This window comes from Roseovarius halophilus (ex Wu et al. 2025), from assembly GCF_047086965.1.
This window is the reverse complement of sequence record NZ_JBKOTX010000060.1, coordinates 1-15411: the sequence shown is the minus strand read 5'-3', so window position 1 is coordinate 15411 and position 15411 is coordinate 1. Positions and strand designations below refer to the sequence as shown.

Annotated in this window: 16 protein-coding genes; 4 read left to right on the top strand and 12 right to left on the bottom strand. The window is 66.6% G+C overall.

The genetic code is table 11. The features are described 5' to 3' along the window. Window positions 1–61 precede the first annotated feature (61 nt). From mmsB to ACH107_RS13670, 5 genes are all read right to left on the bottom strand, one after another. The gene (gene mmsB, locus ACH107_RS13690) at window positions 62–937 is read right to left on the bottom strand and encodes a 3-hydroxyisobutyrate dehydrogenase (RefSeq protein WP_412506308.1); all 876 of its coding nucleotides are present in this window, start codon (window positions 935–937) and stop codon (window positions 62–64) included. Next, complete coding sequence (locus tag ACH107_RS13685; protein WP_412506307.1) at window positions 937–1986, bottom strand: enoyl-CoA hydratase/isomerase family protein; 1050 nt, start codon at window positions 1984–1986, stop codon at window positions 937–939. Before ACH107_RS13685 ends, mmsB begins: the two co-directional genes overlap by 1 nt. Beyond that, on the bottom strand, window positions 1983–3125 hold the full coding sequence (locus ACH107_RS13680; RefSeq protein WP_412506306.1) for an acyl-CoA dehydrogenase family protein: 1143 nt from the start codon (window positions 3123–3125) through the stop codon (window positions 1983–1985). The genes ACH107_RS13685 and ACH107_RS13680 overlap by 4 nt, the downstream gene beginning before the upstream one ends. Window positions 3126–3370: 245 nt before the next feature. Continuing rightward, on the bottom strand, window positions 3371–3934 hold the full coding sequence (locus ACH107_RS13675; protein WP_412506305.1) for a L,D-transpeptidase: 564 nt from the start codon (window positions 3932–3934) through the stop codon (window positions 3371–3373). Window positions 3935–4045: 111 nt separating this feature from the next. After that, entirely contained in the window at window positions 4046–5179 is a 1134-nt protein-coding gene (locus ACH107_RS13670) for a carboxylate-amine ligase (protein ID WP_412506304.1), read from the bottom strand. 212 nt (window positions 5180–5391) lie between these two features. Here ACH107_RS13670 and ACH107_RS13665 point away from each other — a divergent pair, with 212 nt between their 5' ends. Continuing rightward, window positions 5392–5838 carry a DsrE family protein gene (locus tag ACH107_RS13665; RefSeq protein ID WP_412506303.1) on the top strand — a complete coding sequence of 149 codons (447 nt, stop codon included), beginning with the start codon at window positions 5392–5394 and terminating at the stop codon, window positions 5836–5838. A 64-nt stretch (window positions 5839–5902) separates the two neighbouring features. On the opposite strand, the gene ACH107_RS13660 is transcribed toward ACH107_RS13665, so the two are convergent. Next, entirely contained in the window at window positions 5903–7402 is a 1500-nt protein-coding gene (locus tag ACH107_RS13660; protein WP_412506302.1) for a CoA-acylating methylmalonate-semialdehyde dehydrogenase, read from the bottom strand. A gap of 100 nt (window positions 7403–7502) precedes the next feature. Here ACH107_RS13660 and ACH107_RS13655 point away from each other — a divergent pair, with 100 nt between their 5' ends. From ACH107_RS13655 to coaD, 3 genes are all read left to right on the top strand, one after another. After that, window positions 7503–8399, top strand: coding sequence for a LysR family transcriptional regulator (locus ACH107_RS13655; RefSeq protein ID WP_412506301.1), 897 nt, complete (start codon window positions 7503–7505; stop codon window positions 8397–8399). A 59-nt stretch (window positions 8400–8458) separates the two neighbouring features. Next, complete coding sequence (locus ACH107_RS13650) at window positions 8459–8893, top strand: CBS domain-containing protein (RefSeq protein ID WP_412506300.1); 435 nt, start codon at window positions 8459–8461, stop codon at window positions 8891–8893. A 163-nt stretch (window positions 8894–9056) separates the two neighbouring features. Next, window positions 9057–9548 carry a pantetheine-phosphate adenylyltransferase gene (gene coaD / locus ACH107_RS13645; protein ID WP_412506299.1) on the top strand — a complete coding sequence of 164 codons (492 nt, stop codon included), beginning with the start codon at window positions 9057–9059 and terminating at the stop codon, window positions 9546–9548. 15 nt (window positions 9549–9563) lie between these two features. Here the strand turns inward: coaD and gap (ACH107_RS13640) are convergent, their stop codons facing one another. From gap (ACH107_RS13640) to ACH107_RS13615, 6 genes are all read right to left on the bottom strand, one after another. Beyond that, window positions 9564–10610, bottom strand: coding sequence for a type I glyceraldehyde-3-phosphate dehydrogenase (gene gap, locus ACH107_RS13640; protein ID WP_412506298.1), 1047 nt, complete (start codon window positions 10608–10610; stop codon window positions 9564–9566). A gap of 112 nt (window positions 10611–10722) precedes the next feature. Continuing rightward, window positions 10723–10866: a hypothetical protein gene (locus ACH107_RS13635; protein ID WP_412506297.1), complete on the bottom strand. Its 144-nt coding sequence runs from the start codon at window positions 10864–10866 to the stop codon at window positions 10723–10725. Window positions 10867–10945: 79 nt separating this feature from the next. Continuing rightward, window positions 10946–11947, bottom strand: coding sequence for a type I glyceraldehyde-3-phosphate dehydrogenase (gene gap, locus ACH107_RS13630; protein WP_412506296.1), 1002 nt, complete (start codon window positions 11945–11947; stop codon window positions 10946–10948). Between the two features lie 156 nt (window positions 11948–12103). Continuing rightward, window positions 12104–12841, bottom strand: a complete 738-nt coding sequence (locus tag ACH107_RS13625; RefSeq protein ID WP_412506319.1) for a Crp/Fnr family transcriptional regulator — start codon at window positions 12839–12841, stop codon at window positions 12104–12106. A 140-nt stretch (window positions 12842–12981) separates the two neighbouring features. Further along, on the bottom strand, window positions 12982–14292 hold the full coding sequence (locus ACH107_RS13620; RefSeq protein ID WP_412506295.1) for an HlyC/CorC family transporter: 1311 nt from the start codon (window positions 14290–14292) through the stop codon (window positions 12982–12984). Between the two features lie 99 nt (window positions 14293–14391). Then, complete coding sequence (locus ACH107_RS13615; protein ID WP_412506318.1) at window positions 14392–15321, bottom strand: tyrosine recombinase; 930 nt, start codon at window positions 15319–15321, stop codon at window positions 14392–14394. Window positions 15322–15411: the final 90 nt, after the last annotated feature.

The following is a 15411-nucleotide window of genomic DNA, read 5'->3' as shown; positions in this document are numbered from 1 at the left end:
TCGCGGCGCGGACAATGACTTGGATCAAGAGCTGTCGGCGTTTTGCGGGCGGGCCCTGCGCTCAGCTTTCGTGGCCGCGTTTTTCAAAGCGCGGCAGCATGGCCGAGAAATCGCGCCCCTTGCCATCCTCGTTTTCCACGAACCGGGCGTAAAGGCGCATCGCGGCCTCGCCCAAGGGCGTGTCGGCGTCTGCCGACTGCGCCGCAGCCTGTGCGAGGCGCAGGTCCTTGAGCATCAGGTCTGCGGCAAAGCCGGGTTGATAGTCATTGTCCGACGGGCTTTGCGGGCCGACGCCCGGCGCCGGGCAATAGGTGTTCATCGACCAGCTCGACCCCGAGGAGGTGGAGACCACGTCGAACATCGCCTGCCGGTCGAGGCCCAGCTTGTCGGCCAGCGCGAACGCCTCGCAGGTGACGATCATTGTCGCGCCAAGGATCATGTTGTTGCATATCTTGGCCGCCTGCCCGTTGCCCGAGGGGCCGCAATGCACGGCCTTCTGGCCCATGATCTCGAACAGGGGAGCCGCCTTGGCGAAACCGGCCTCGTCGCCGCCCACCATGAAGGTAAGCGTGCCGCCCTGCGCGCCGCCGACACCCCCCGACACGGGCGCGTCGAGTGCCGACAGCCCGGCGGCACGTGCCTGCGCGGCGACGGCGCGGGCGCTGTCGACATCCACCGTGGAGCAATCGAGCAGCACGGCGCCGGCTTGCATGACCGGGATGATCCGGTTCGCCACCGAGCGCAGGATGTCACCGTTGGGCAGCATCGTGATGACCACCTCGGCGCCGGCCGCGGCGGCCTCTGCCGTGTCGGCCCCGGTCACGCCCGTGATGCTGACATCCGCGGTGTCGAAACCCGTGACCTCGTGTCCCGCCTTGGCGAGGTTGGCGGCCATCGGCCCGCCCATGTTGCCCAGTCCTACGAAGCCGATTTTCATCAGGCCCTCCCTTGGTTGTCGAATGACAGCTGTTCCGCCCCGAGCGGCATCAGCATTTGCGTGACAGCCTGCGAAGGGGGATTTTCGAGATCATGAAGCCACTTGGGGCTGCGATCCTTGTCGATCACGGCGGCGCGGATACCTTCGAGGAAGTCGCCGTGTTCCATCGCCCGGTGCGTGAAGCGATATTCGAGTTCGAGCGCGTGCCGTATGTCCGTGTCGCTGCCGCGCAGGCGGTGGATCATCTCGATGGCGCAGGCCATCGACAGCGGGGAGTTCCCGGACAGCTTCCTGAGCGTGTCGTCGGCGAAATCGCTGTCCTCGGCGCGCAACGAATTGAGGATGTCGCCCAGCGTTTCACCCCCGAAATGTGCGTTCACGCGGGAGGTTTGCGCGATCAGCGCGCCTGCCGGGGGCGTTTGCGACTTGTCCGCGACGATGCCGCTGTCGCCGGTGCTGCAAAGTTGCGAAATGGTGTCGGGCCAGTCGCCGGCGGGGATGAAAGTGTCGGCGAAGCCGCACTCGATCGCGTCGGCCGGGCCCATGCGCGCGCCGGTCGTGGCGATGTATTCACCCATGCGGCCCGGTGCGCGCGCCAGCAGCAGCGATCCGCCCACGTCCGGCACGAGCCCGATGCCGCATTCGGGCATGGCGATCCGGCTGGAGCCGCACACGACACGATGCGTGCCGTGACAGCCGATACCCACGCCGCCGCCCATGGTGAACCCTTGCATGAACGCGATGTAGGGTTTGGGATATTCGGCGATCTTCGCGTTGAGGCGGTACTCGTCGCGCCAGAACCGCCGCGCGACGTCGAAGTCCCCGGCACGGCCGGTGTCGTACAGTCTTTGTATGTCGCCGCCGGCGCAGAAAGCCTTGTCACCCGCGGCGTCGATGATCACGAGGTCGATATCCGGATCGGCCTGCCACGCGTCGAGCGCGTTTTCGAGGGCGTGGCACATTTCGTGGGTCAGGGCGTTGAGCGCCGCGGGGCGGCTCAGGGTGATGCGCCCGGCGCGGCCCTCGGTTCGGATGTCGATATCGGTCATCGCTCGGCCAGAAGTTGACGCGCCACGATCAGGCGCATGATTTCGTTTGTGCCCTCGAGTATCTCGTGAACGCGAAGGTCGCGCACCAGTTTCTCGATTCCGTAATCGGAAAGATACCCGTATCCGCCATGCAGTTGCAGGCATTGATTGACGATTTTCGAGCCCGCCTCGGTCACGAACCGCTTGGCCATGGCACAGTACTTGGTCGCGTCCGGCGCGCCGGTGTCCAGTTTCCACGCCGCCTGACGCAGGAACGTGCGCGCCGCCTGCAGGTCGATCTCCATGTCCGCCAAGCGGAATTGCAGCGCCTGGAAGTCGCTGATCGGGTGGCCGAACGCCTTGCGTTCGCGCATGTAATCCAGTGTCTGGTCAAGCGCCTGCTGGGCCGCGCCGAGCGAACAGGCGGCGATGTTGAGCCGCCCGCCATCAAGGCCGGACATCGCATATGTGAAACCTTTGCTCTCTTCGCCCAGTAAATTGGTCGCTGGAATGTCGCAATTGTCAAATTGTACTTGCGCCGTGGGTTGGGCGCGCCAGCCCATCTTGTCCTCCAGCCCGCCGAAGGACAGGCCGGGTGTGCCGTCCTCGACCAGCACTGCCGAGATGCCCCCGGGGCCGGCGCCGCCGGTGCGGGCCATCACGATATAGCTGTCCGAGTAACCGCCACCCGAGATGAACGCCTTGGTGCCGTCAAGCCGGTATCCCTGATCGGTCGCGGCCGCGCGTGTCTTGAGCGCCGCGGCGTCGGAACCCGAGCCCGGCTCGGTCAGGCAATAGGAGAGGACGGTTTGCATGGCGATGGCATCGGGTAGCACGCGGGCCTTCATGGCGTCGCTGCCGTAGCTGTCGATCATGCGCGCGCACATGTTGTGGATCGACAGGAAGGCCGCCACCGATGGGCAAGCCATTGAAAGCGCTTCGAAAACGAGCGTCGCGTCAAGCCGGGAAAGACCCGCGCCCCCCGACGCCTCGCTGACGTAGAGACCGCCGAAGCCCAGCTCGCCGACCTCGGGCCAGAGCGCCCGCGGGATGGTGCCCGCCTTTTCCCAGTCGCGGGCGTGCGGGGCGATCCGATCCTGCCCGAAGGCATGGGCCATGTCGAATATGGCGGTCTGTTCCTCGGTGAGGGCGAAGTCCATGGAAAGCTCCTGCTGCCGCGAATTGAACGTTCGTTTAATTAACAGACGGGGACGGCGCGATGCAAGTGGTCCACGTGGTGCGGCGCAAAACGGGCAGGTGTATCGCGGCCGTATCGCGTCGGTAGCGCGCATGTGCGGTTCGGCCGGGTCATCGTGGCTGTTCATGCCGGTTCACGGGCCGCACACATAAAAGCCGCCCCGGCGGGTCCGGGGCGGCCTGGGGTGGTTCGCTGCGCCGGTGGCGCCTAGAGAAGCCGCACCTGAGTGCCCACGGCCACCTTGGCGAAAAGCGCCTCGATGTGGCGGTTGTAGAGCCCGATGCACCCCGAGGAGGAGCGCCGACCGATCTTGCGCGTGTCATGCGTGCCGTGGATCAGGTAGGCGGGCCAGGAAAGGTAGAGCGCATGGGTGCCCAGCGGGTTGTCGGGCCCCGGCGGCATGTAGTCGGGCAGCGACGGGTCGCGTTCGCGCATGGAGGCTGTCGGCGTCCAGTCGGGGCCGACACGCTTGCGCACCACGCGCGTGTACCCGCGTTTCGTGAGCGCGTCCGTCTTGGGGACGGAGGACGGGAAGAGATCATAGCTTTCATCGGGACCCCAGTAATGGACCGCGCGACTGTCGATATCGGCCAGGATCGCGCCTTGGCCGAGTTCATCGAAATGGTCGCGCCAATCCTGTGTCACGAAGGACGACGCGTTTCGACGGTGCGGCAATGTCGCGGTCTTTTCAGCCCGCAGGATGCCGGGCGCGGCGATGGCGGCGAGGCCGGTCATCATCGCGGTACGGCGGGTGAAGTGAGTGCGTGTCACGTTTGTCCATCCATCTGTTGCGCGGCTCGGATATAAACCACCCGGCCACGGCTTGGCAGGGGGAAAATCGGGAAAGCACCGCTTTTCACGTGATTGTTAACAGGGGCCGCGTCAGAGATCGGCATGGAATTCGTCGATCAGATGGCGCACGACGGTGCGCAGCGCGGTTTCGTGATCGTCACCGGCCTGCAGGGCGTCGCCATAGACCGCGCGCTGGCGGCCCGCGCTGGCCCGGCTGCGCAGCATGTCGCGGGCCGTCTCGATCTCGGCCGAGGAGCCGAAATGCGCGGCGTCCTGCGCGACCAGCTCGAAAATCTCCTCGACCAGATCGTCCATCGGCACGATTTCGCCCCGCCCGAAGTCGATCAGCCCCTTGCGGGTGCCGTAGCGTTGCGCGCGCCAGCGGTTTTCCGAGACGAGAAACGCGTCGTAGATGCGCCAGCGCTGGTTCTTCCCGGCCAGCCGCCAGAGCATGCGGGTCAGCGCCTGCGTGAGCGCGGCAAGGGTCAGCGCGTGCTCCAGCCTCGGCTGCACGTCGCAGATACGTGATTCGAGGGTGGGGAATTTCGACGACGGGCGCAGGTCCCACCAGATCTTGGAGGCGTCCTCGATAACCCCGAGATCCACGAGCGCGGCGACCGAGCGTTCGAATTCGCCGAAACTTTCCATGCGCGGCGGCATCCCGGTGCGGGGCAGGTTGTCGAAGACCGTCAGCCGGTAACTGTCGAGCCCGGTATCGCGACCCTGCCAGAAGGGCGAGGAGCACGACAGGGCCAGAAGGTGGGGCAGGAAATACGACAGCTGGTTCATCAGGTCGATGCGGCGGTCGGGGCTGCCGACGCCGACATGCACGTGCATCCCGCAGATGAGCATCCGTCGCACCACGCCCGCCAGATCGTCCGACAGGTCGTTGTAGCGCGCCTTGTCGGTGTGGTGCTGGTCGCGCCAGTCCGAGAACGGATGGCACGAGGCGGCGATCGGGGCGAGGTTGTGCGTGGCCGCGTGCCGGGCGACCGTGCTGCGCAGGCGGCGCAGATCCTCGCGGGCCTCGGCCACCGTGCGGCAGACGCGGCTGCCGATCTCGATCTGGCATTTCAGGAATTCGGGCGCGACCTGATCCTGCAGGTCGGTCTGGCAGGCCGCCATCAGCGCCTCGGGCGCCTCGGCCAGCGCGAGGCTGTCACGGTCAACGAGAAGGTATTCCTCCTCGATGCCGATGGTGAAGTCCGGTTCGGCAATGCCCATGGCGCCTCCCCACCCAAGCGATCCTTGAGGGACAGTTGAGCATGGCCCGGGGACCCGGGCAAGCGCCGATGGCCGCGCCAGCGGGGAAAAGGCCGGTCCGGCAAGCCGTTCAAGGCTGTGTTCCCGAAGCTGTCAAGGCTCCAGATCAAGGCGGAACTCTCGCGCCGCTGCCAAAGTCCCCGGCAGTGACCGCAATCAAGGGAGACCCCGTCATGAAAGCCTGTATCGCCCGCGCCCTGCTGGCGTTGATGCTTGTCCTGTCGCCGCTGGCCGCCACCGCCGAAGATGGCAAGCGCGGCCTTTTCATCAACCTGACGACAGACGACACGTGGTCGGCGGCCAAGGCGATCATGTTCGCCCATCAGCGCGCACTGGAAGGCGGCCACGACACCGCCATCTGGCTGAACGTGCGTGGCGTCTACCTGGCCGACCGCGACCGCCCCAGCCACGTGCACGGGCTGATGGCCGACAGCGGCACCTCGATCCGGGACATGCTGACGGCTTTCATGGCCGATGGTGGCACGGTCATCATGTGCCAGGCGTGCTCGCAGGCCGCGGGCTTGGGCAAGGACGACTACATCGACGGTGTGGTGATGGGGACCTGGCCGCTGGTCGAAAGCTGGCTCTTCCGAGACGGCATGCAGACCCTGACCTGGTAGATCCGGGCACAAAATCAAAAGCCCCGGGCAGGGACCGGGGCTTTTTCCGTTTTGTTTCAGGCGGTCATTCCATCGCCTTGAAGTTGAATTCGCCGCCGTCCTTGATGCCCGACGGCCAGCGCGCGGTGACGGTCTTGGTGCGTGTGTAGAACTTGAAGGCGTCCGGCCCGTGCTGGTTGAGATCGCCGAACATGGATTTCTTCCAGCCGCCGAAGGTGTGATAGGCCAGCGGCACCGGGATCGGCACGTTGACGCCCACCATGCCGATATTGATCCGGTTGGCGAAATCGCGCGCCGCGTCGCCGTCGCGGGTGAAGATCGCGGTGCCGTTGCCCATCTCGTGATCCATGGCCAGTTTCAGGGCCTCTTCATAGCTGCCCGCGCGCACCGTACTCAGGACCGGGCCGAAGATTTCCTGCTGGTAGATGTCCATGTCGGGGGTGACCCGGTCGAAGAGATGCGGCCCGACGAAAAAGCCGTCCTCGTAGCCCTGAAGCTGGAAATCGCGGCCGTCCACCACCAGCTCGGCGCCCTGGTCCACGCCCGACTGCACGAGCCCGAGGATCTTCTCCTTCGCCGCGGCGGTCACGACGGGGCCGTAATCCACGTCGTCGCCCGCCGTGTAGGGCCCGACCTTGAGCTTCTCGACACGCGGCACCAGTTTCTCGATCAGGCGGTCGGCGGTTTCATCGCCCACGGGCACCGCGACCGAGATCGCCATGCAGCGCTCGCCGGCCGCGCCGTACCCCGCGCCCACCAGCGCGTCGGCGGCCTGGTCCATGTCGGCGTCGGGCATCACGATCATGTGGTTCTTCGCGCCGCCGAAACATTGCACGCGCTTGCCGTTGGCGCAGCCGCGGCTGTAGATGTACTCGGCGATCGGCGTCGAGCCCACGAAGCCGACCGACTGGATCACGTCATGGTCGAGGATGGCATCGACGGCCTCCTTGTCGCCGTTGACCACCTGCAGCAGCCCCTTGGGCAGGCCCGCCTCCTCCATCAGTTCGGCCAGCATGATCGGCACCGACGGGTCGCGTTCGGACGGCTTGAGGATGAAGGCGTTGCCGCAGGCCAGCGCGGGCGCGAACATCCACATCGGGATCATCGCCGGGAAGTTGAAGGGCGTGATCCCGGCCGTGACGCCGAGCGGCTGGCGCATCGAGTACATGTCGATGCCGGGGCCCGCGCTGTCGGTGTACTCGCCCTTCAGCAGCTGTGGCGCGCCGATGCAGTATTCCACCACTTCCAGCCCGCGCTGCACGTCGCCCTTGGCGTCGGGAAAGGTCTTGCCATGCTCGCTGGACAGCGCCGCGGCCAGCTTGTCCATGTCGCGGTTGAGCAGGCGCACGAATTCCATCATCACCCGCGCGCGCCGCTGCGGATTGGTCGCGCCCCATGCGGGCTGGGCGGCTTGCGCCACCTCGACCGCGCGGGCCAGTTCCCCGGCCGAGGCGAGCGGGCATCGCGCCTGCACCTCGCCCGTGGCGGGGTTGAAGACGTCCGCGAAGCGGCCCGATGTGCCCGCCACGCGGGCGCCGTCGATGTAATGGGTCAGGTCGGTCATGATTTCCTCCAAGCGTTCCCGGGTAGAGTAGCCTTGCAAATATGGCGGCGAAAGAGGCAATATTTCAAAAATCGATTGCATGGATGCAAAGGAGCCGCGCATGGAGCCGCACTGGGACGACCTGAAGATTTTCCTCGCCGTGGCGCGTGCCGAAAGCCTCTCCGGGGCGGGGCGGCGGCTCAAGATCGACCCGGCAACGGTGGGCCGGCGCGTGTCGCGGCTGGAAGAGGCGGTCGGCGCGCCGCTCTTCGTCAAGTCGCCCACGGGATACGCGTTGACGGATGCCGGCCAGCGCCTGATGGGGCACGCCGCGCGCGTGGACCAGGCGATGGCGGACGCGGCCGAGGAAATGGCCGGGCAGGCGGCCGGGCTGGCCGGGCAAATCCGCATCGGCGCGCCCGACGGCTGCGCCAACTACGTGCTGCCGCAGGTCTGCGCGGCGATCTCGCGCGACAATCCCGACCTCGAGATCCAGATCGTGGCCCTGCCGCGCGTGTTCAACCTCACCCGGCGCGAGGCCGACATGGTGATCGCCGTCAGCCCGCCCTCGGCCGGGCGCCTGACGGTGCAGAAGGTCACCGATTACAAGCTGCACCTCGCCGCGATGCGCGGGTACCTGCGCCGCAACGGCCCGATCGAGACTCTCGACGACATCCGCGGCCACCGGATCATCGGCTACATCCAGGACATGATCTTCGACAAGGAGCTCGATTACCTCAGCGAGATCGGGCTCGACCGCGTGAATCTCGGGTCGAACTCGGTCTCGGTACAGTTCAACTGGATACGGCAGGGCGGGGGGCTGGGCGTCGTCCACGATTTCGCCATGGCCGCCACGCCGGGCATGGTGCGGGTCCTGCCCGACAAGTTCAGCCTGACCCGCAGCTTCTACCTTGTGCGGCACGCCGACGACCGCCGGCTCGACCGCATGAACCGCTTCGCCGCGGCGCTGGCCGAAGGCGTGCGCCAAGAGGTGGCCCGGCTTGAGGCTCAGGCTTGACAGAAACTTTCTGATCGTGAACCGTGATTTACGCGAAATTTTATTCCGGAGGAATTGCCATGCTGGTCCAACAGATCCTCAAGGCGAAAGGCGACGGCGGGGTCGTCACGATCAAACCGGGCACACGCGTGTCCGATGCCGCGCAGATCCTCGCCGAGCGGCGGATCGGCGGGCTTGTCGTGTCGCAGGACGGGGAGCGGGTGGACGGCATCATCTCCGAACGCGATATCGTGCGCAGCCTCGCGGTGCGCGGGGCGACCTGCCTGACCGAAACCATCGACGAGATGATGACGCGCAACCCGGTCTGCTGCTCGCGGCAGGACAAGTCGGACGCCGTCCTGTCGCGGATGACCGACGGCCGCTTCCGCCACATGCCGGTGGTGGACGACGGCAAGCTGGTGGGCATCGTCACCATCGGCGACGTGGTCAAGGCGCGGCTCGAGGAGCTTTCCATGGAAAAGGACGCGCTGGAAGGCATGATCATGGGCTACTGATCGCCGCCGGCCCGGGCGGGGTTTCTTCTCGGCCCCAATACCCCGGGGTGAATTGGCCAAAGGCCAAGAGGGGCAGCGCCCCTTCGCGGCCGGCCCGTTCCGCTTGCAATCGGTGACGCGTTGTTGTGTCGTGGGCCTGACACAGCAGACGGAGACACGCTTCATGCGGATCGGCCTTTATCCCGGCACGTTCGACCCGATCACACTGGGTCACATCGACATAATACGCCGGGCGGCGGCGCTGGTTGACAGGCTGGTGATCGGCGTGGCGATCAACCGCGACAAGGGGCCTCTCTTCACGCTCGAGGAGCGCGTGGACATGATCGAGGCCGCCTGTTCGAGCCTGAGCGCGAAGACCGGCACGGAGATCGTGGCGCACCCGTTCGAGAACCTGCTGATCGATTGCGCGCATGACGTGAACGCCACGCTCATCGTCCGTGGATTGCGCGCCGTCTCGGATTTCGAATACGAGTTCCAGATGGTCGGCATGAACCGGTCCCTCGATGATTCGGTGGAGACCGTGTTCCTCATGGCCGATGCCGATCACCAGGCCATCGCCAGCAAGCTGGTCAAGGAAATCGCGCGGCTTGGCGGGGATGTCACCAAGTTCGTCACCCCCGCTGTCAAGGACCGCTTGCTCGCCAAGTTTGCCTGAGCCGCGCGGGGCGTGTCAGGCGTATTCCGCGCTGTGGCCGGCGCCAGTGCCTGCCGGGGCGGCGATGTGGCGGCCCATGGCCGCCGCGGTATCCACCATGCGGTTCGAGAACCCCCATTCGTTGTCGTACCAGCTCAGGACGCGGCACATGGTGCCGTCCATAACCCGTGTCTGGTCGGTCGCGAAGACCGAGCTGTGGGCGTTGTGGTTGAAGTCCCCCGAGACGAGTTCGCGGCGGCAGATGTCGAGGACGCCGGTCAACGCGCCCCCGGTGCCCCCGGCGACCGCCTCGTTGATCTCCTCGGCGGTGGTGGCACGGCTGGATTCGAAGGTGAAGTCCACCACGCTGACATTGGGCGTCGGTACGCGGATGGCCGTCCCGTCCAGTCGGCCGGCAAGGTCGGGCAGCACCAGCCCCACGGCGCGGGCCGCGCCCGTGGTGGTGGGGATCATGTTCAGCGCCGCGGCGCGGGCGCGGTAGAGGTCCTTGTGCATCGTGTCCAGCGTGGGCTGGTCGCCGGTATAGCTGTGCACGGTGGTCATGAAACCGCGGTCGATGCCGATGGCGTCGTGCAGCACCTTGGCCACCGGGGCGAGGCAGTTCGTCGTGCATGACGCGTTGGACACCACGCGGTCATCCGCCGTCAGGCTGTCGTGGTTCACCCCGTAGACGACGGTGCGGTCGGCGCCCTTGCACGGGGCCGAGACGAGAACGCGCTTCGCCCCGTTTTCAAGGTGGCGGGCGGCCGCGTCGCGGTCGTTGAAGACGCCCGTGCATTCCAGCACCACGTCCACGTGCCCCCAGGGCAGGTCGGCGGGGTCGCGCAGGGCCGTCACCTCGATCGGGCCGCGGCCCGCGTCGATGGTGGTGCCCTCCGTCTTGATCGTGCCGGGGAAGCGGCCGTGCACGCTGTCGAATTCCAGCAGGTGGGCGTTGGTTTCGACCGGGCCGAGGTCGTTGATGGCCACGACGTTGACGTCGGTGCGCCCCGATTCGACGATGGCGCGGAGCACGTTGCGCCCGATGCGGCCGAAGCCGTTGATGGCTATGTTGAGTGTCATGTGTGTCTCCCGAGCGGATTGCCATTGGCGGGTGATGGAAGTTAGCGCTAACATTAGCGCCAAGATACGGGCGCCGGGGCAGGGATGTCAAGGTGCCGGGCCCGCCGTCATGTCAGCGCCAGAACGCCATCCATTCGATGAGCGCCACGAGCTTGCGCAACAGGAACAGGAGGGTCGTGCCGTCGTAGACGGCTTGATCGACGCCGACGGCGACGAGGATGAGCGCGCCGAGAAAGAGAGCGATCTTGTTTGTCATGCCTGACGGGTCCGGACGGAAAAATCCCGCCGGGTATGCCCGACGGGACCGATCTTGACAAGCGCCACGCGCGAGGGCGTCAGGCGAGGCGGCCCATCGCCACGGCCACGTCCGCCATGCGGCAGGAGAAGCCCCATTCGTTGTCATACCACGCCAGCACCCGCACGAGGCGCCCGCCGGTGACCTTGGTCTGGTCGGGGGCGAAGATCGAGCTTTCCTCGGTATGGTTGAAGTCAATGCTGACCTTGGGTTCGGGGTCATAGCCGAGGATGCCCTTCATGGGGCCGGCGGCGGCCTCGGCCACGATCTCGTTCACGTCGGCCTCGGTCACGTCCTTTTTCGCGACGAAGGTCAGGTCCACGGCCGACACGTTGGGGGTGGGCACGCGGATGGCCGAGCCGTCGAGCTTGCCCTTGAGGTCGGGCAGCACCTCGCCCAGGGCCCTGGCGGCGCCGGTTGAGGTCGGGATCATCGACATGGCGGCGGCGCGCGCGCGGTACAGGTCGTCGTGCCGGCGGTCCAGCGTCGGCTGATCGCCGGTATAGGCGTGGATCGTGGTCATGATGCCCGATTCGATGCCGACGCCCTCGTTGAGAACCTTGGCGATCGGGGCGAGGCAGTTGGTGGTGCAGGACCCGTTCGAGATCATCACGTCCCCGGTGCGCAGGTCGGCGTCGTTCACGCCGTAGACGACGGTGCGATCCACGTTCTTGCCGGGCGCCGACAGCAGCACCTTGCCGGCGCCGCGGTCAAGATGCGCCCGCGCCTTGCGGCCGTCGTTGAACTTGCCGGTACATTCGAGGACGACGTCGACGCCGGACCAGTCGAGCTCGTCCATGTCGTAGGTGGAGTACATCTTCATCGGGCCGCGGCCGAGATCCATCGTGTCCGCGCCCAGCGTGATCTCGCCGGGGAAGCGGCCGTGCACGCTGTCGTATTTCATCAGATGCGCCGCCGTTTCCAGCGGGCCGGTGGCGTTCACCTTGGTGACCTTGATGTCGTTGCGGGTGCTCGTGGCCAGGTGGGCCAGCGTGCAGCGGCCGATCCGGCCGAATCCGTTGATGCCGACGGTAATGGTCATGCGATGATCTCCTGCGATACCGGAATGCGCGCGATATAGCCGCCGCGCGCGCCCGCGGAAAGGAAAAAATCACCGGCAGTCAGTATGTTAGCGGTAACCGTTATCGCAAAATCGGGCGTCCGCGCCTTGGTTGCGCTAACGCCGGGCGCGCCGCCCTCACCCGAGGGGCGGCAGGATTTCACCGGCGAGGGCGTCGAACTCCACACCGGCCAGCGCCAGCAGCGCGTCGGGATCGTGCACGCGGATGTCGATGTGATCGGTGGATTCGATGATCCCCGCGTCGGACATCTGCCCGAGGATCCGGCAGACATGCACCGATGTCAGCCCGACGAATTCACCAAGTTTCTGCTGCGTGATCGGCAGGTGATAGGCGCATTCGTCCGTCCGGCCGCGCGCGCCGAGCCGCAGGCAGAGCTCGACCAGCGCGTAGGCGACGCATGTCTTGGCATTGGCCTGCCCGAGTCGAAGCATGCGTTCGGACACGCGTGACCGGGCGGCGCGGCTGAGCACCGCATCGAGGCGGGCGAGGCCGCGATCACCTGCGAGCAACTGGTCCCAGCGGGCCGCCTTGAGCGTGAGGACCGTACTTTCGGTCACCGCCTGCATGGAAAAGGTGGCGGTGTGGCCGTCTGCCGAGGCGGGGTGGACGATCTCGAGCGGGATCGCGAAATCGACGATCTGGTTATGGCCCTCGCCCAACGTCTTGTAGAGCGACACCCACCCGTCGAACAGCAGCACGACCTCGGGCGCTTCGTCCAGTTCGTCGAGTATGTGGGTCTGCGCCGGTACCCGGCGGGCGTTGCGGGCCAGATCCGAAAGTGTCCGGCGCGCATCGCCCGACATGCGGGTTTCTAGAAGGTCCGCAATGCGGTCGGCCCCCGGATTTTCGGTCATATCGTTCACGCTGCGCCCTCGCGTTGTGTCGTCCTCGGTCCGGCCCGGACGGTTGCAGCGGAATCGGCGGTCGCGCACAACCTCGGGGGCAGGGTAATTTCAGCGATCCGCCTCGATCAAGCGGTACCTTGACACCGATGTCACAGCTTGCGGATTTTCAGCTTGGAAATCCGGTTCTCTTTCCGCGCGACAACCTCGAATCGGAAGCCGTGGAAATTGAAAACCTGGCTGACCTCGGGGATCATCTGCGCCTCGTGGATGACCAGCCCGGCGATGGTGTTGGCTTCCTCGTCGGGCAGGTTCCAGTCCGTGGCGCGGTTGAGGTCGCGGATCGTCATGGCGCCGTCGACGAGGAACTGGTTGTCGTCGCTGCGGCGGATCGGCTGCGCGTCGTCGGTGTCGAATTCGTCGATGATCTCGCCCACGATTTCCTCGAGGATGTCCTCGAGCGTGATGAGCCCCTGAAGCGCGCCGTATTCGTCCACCACAAGCGCGAAATGGCTGCGCATCCTGAGGAACTGGCGCATCTGGTCATCCAGCGTTGTCGTCTCGGGCACGAAATACGGGTGCATCGCGACGTCGCAGATATCGAACGCCTTGAGCGCGTCGGGCGGCGCCGCGGTGTCGTCGCTGGCGAGCGTGTACATCGCGCGCAGCAGGTCCTTGGCATGGACCACGCCGATGATGTTTTCGGGATCGTTGCGGAAGACGGGCAGACGGGTGTGGCTGGATTTGAGGCACTGCTGGAGGATCGCCTCGGGGTCTTCGTCGGCGTCGATCATCTCGATCTGCGAGCGATGGAGCATGATTTCCTCCACCGCGCGCTCCCCGAGGTCGAGCGCGCCGAGGATGCGGTCGCGGTCCTCCTTCTCGACCACCCCTTCGGAATGGCCGAGGTAGAGCGCGCCGGCGATTTCCTCGCGCACGGCAAGGATATGGCTGTCGGGATCGGTCTGCACGCCGAAGACACGCAGGACCCCGCGCACGAACCACCGCACCGTGGCCACGACGGGCGCGAACACGCGGATGACAAGGCTGATCACCGGCGCGGTGCGCGAGGCGGCGGCCTCGGCGTTGGTGATGGCGTAGGTCTTGGGCAGGACCTCGGCGAAGATCAGGACCAGCAGCGTCATGACCAGCGTGGCCAGCGCCACGCCGGATTCGCCGAACAGCCGGGTGAACAGCGCCGTCGCCAGCGACGCGGCGAGGATGTTCACGAGGTTGTTGCCCAGCAGGACAGAGCCGATCAGGCGCTCGTTGTCCTCGGTGATGTCGAGCGCGCGCCGGGCCCCCTTGGAGCCCTTGTCGGCCTGCGCGCGCAACTTGCCGCGCGAGGCGGCGGTCAGGGCGGTCTCGCTCCCCGAGAAGAAGCCGGAAAGGACGAGCAGGCCGAGGATTGCCCCGGCGGTGAGCCAGAAGGTGGCGTCAAGAACAGGTGATGCAGTTTCCATCGGGTCTAGGATTGTTTCAATGATTGTCCGGTTATGGGCAGCCGGGCCGCCGCGTTCAAGGGATCATTCGCCCCGTCGGCGCGGCAAATGGCGCGGGGATCAATCCTCGTCCGGGGGCCGGGCATCGGTTGACAGCGGGTGATGGTCAAGGACGAGATCGCGCAGCCGCGCGTCAAGCACATGGGTGTAGATCTCGGTCGTGCCCACGTCGGCATGGCCCAGCAATGTCTGGATCGCCCGCAGGTCCGCGCCGCCCGCCAGCAGGTGGGTGGCGAAGGCGTGGCGCAGCGTGTGCGGCGTGACGTTGCCCGGGGGCACGCCGGCGGCGACGGCGAGTTCCTTGATCAGCAGGTAGAAACGGTGCCGCGTCAGGTGCCCCGTCCGGCCGCGGGACGGGAACAGGAAGGCCGACGGCGGCCGGCCCTTGGCCTTGGCGGCCTCCTCGGCGCTGTCGCGATGGCCAAGCCAGCCTGTCAGGGCGGTTCGCGCGGGCGCGGACAGCGGCACCAGCCGTTCCTTGTCGGCCTTGCCGCGGATCAGCAGCAGGCGCGGATCACCCCGGGCGGCGGCGACGGGCAGCGCGACGAGTTCGCTCACGCGCATCCCCGTGGCGTAAAGCAGCTCCATCAGGCAGGTGTTGCGGCTGCGGTCCGCCGGGCCGCGCCCGTGGTCGCGGGCGGCCTGCAGCAGGCGGTCGACCTCGGCCACGTCCAGCGTGCCGGGCAGTCTTTGCTGTTTGCCGGGCCCGCGGATGCGGATGGCCGGATTGTCGTCGCGCAGCTTTTCCTCGAACGCGAAGCGGTAGAGTTGCTTGATCGCCGACAGGCGCCGCGCCCGGGTCGCCCGTGCCAGCCCCTGATCGTCGCAATGGACCAGATACGCCTCGATATCCGCCTGCGTCGCGGTCGCCGCATCGTGCCCGTTCGCCGAAAGCCACGTGAAGAAATCGCTCAGGTCGCGCGCGTAAGCCTGCAGCGTGTTGTCGGCCGCCCCCAGCTCGGCCGCCTGCGCCTCGAGGAACAGCACCATGCCCGGGGTCGGCACCTCGCCGATGCCGAGCCAGACCCAGAACGGCCCGAGCACCGTTTCCAGCAGCAGAAGCAGGCTGACATTCGAGGC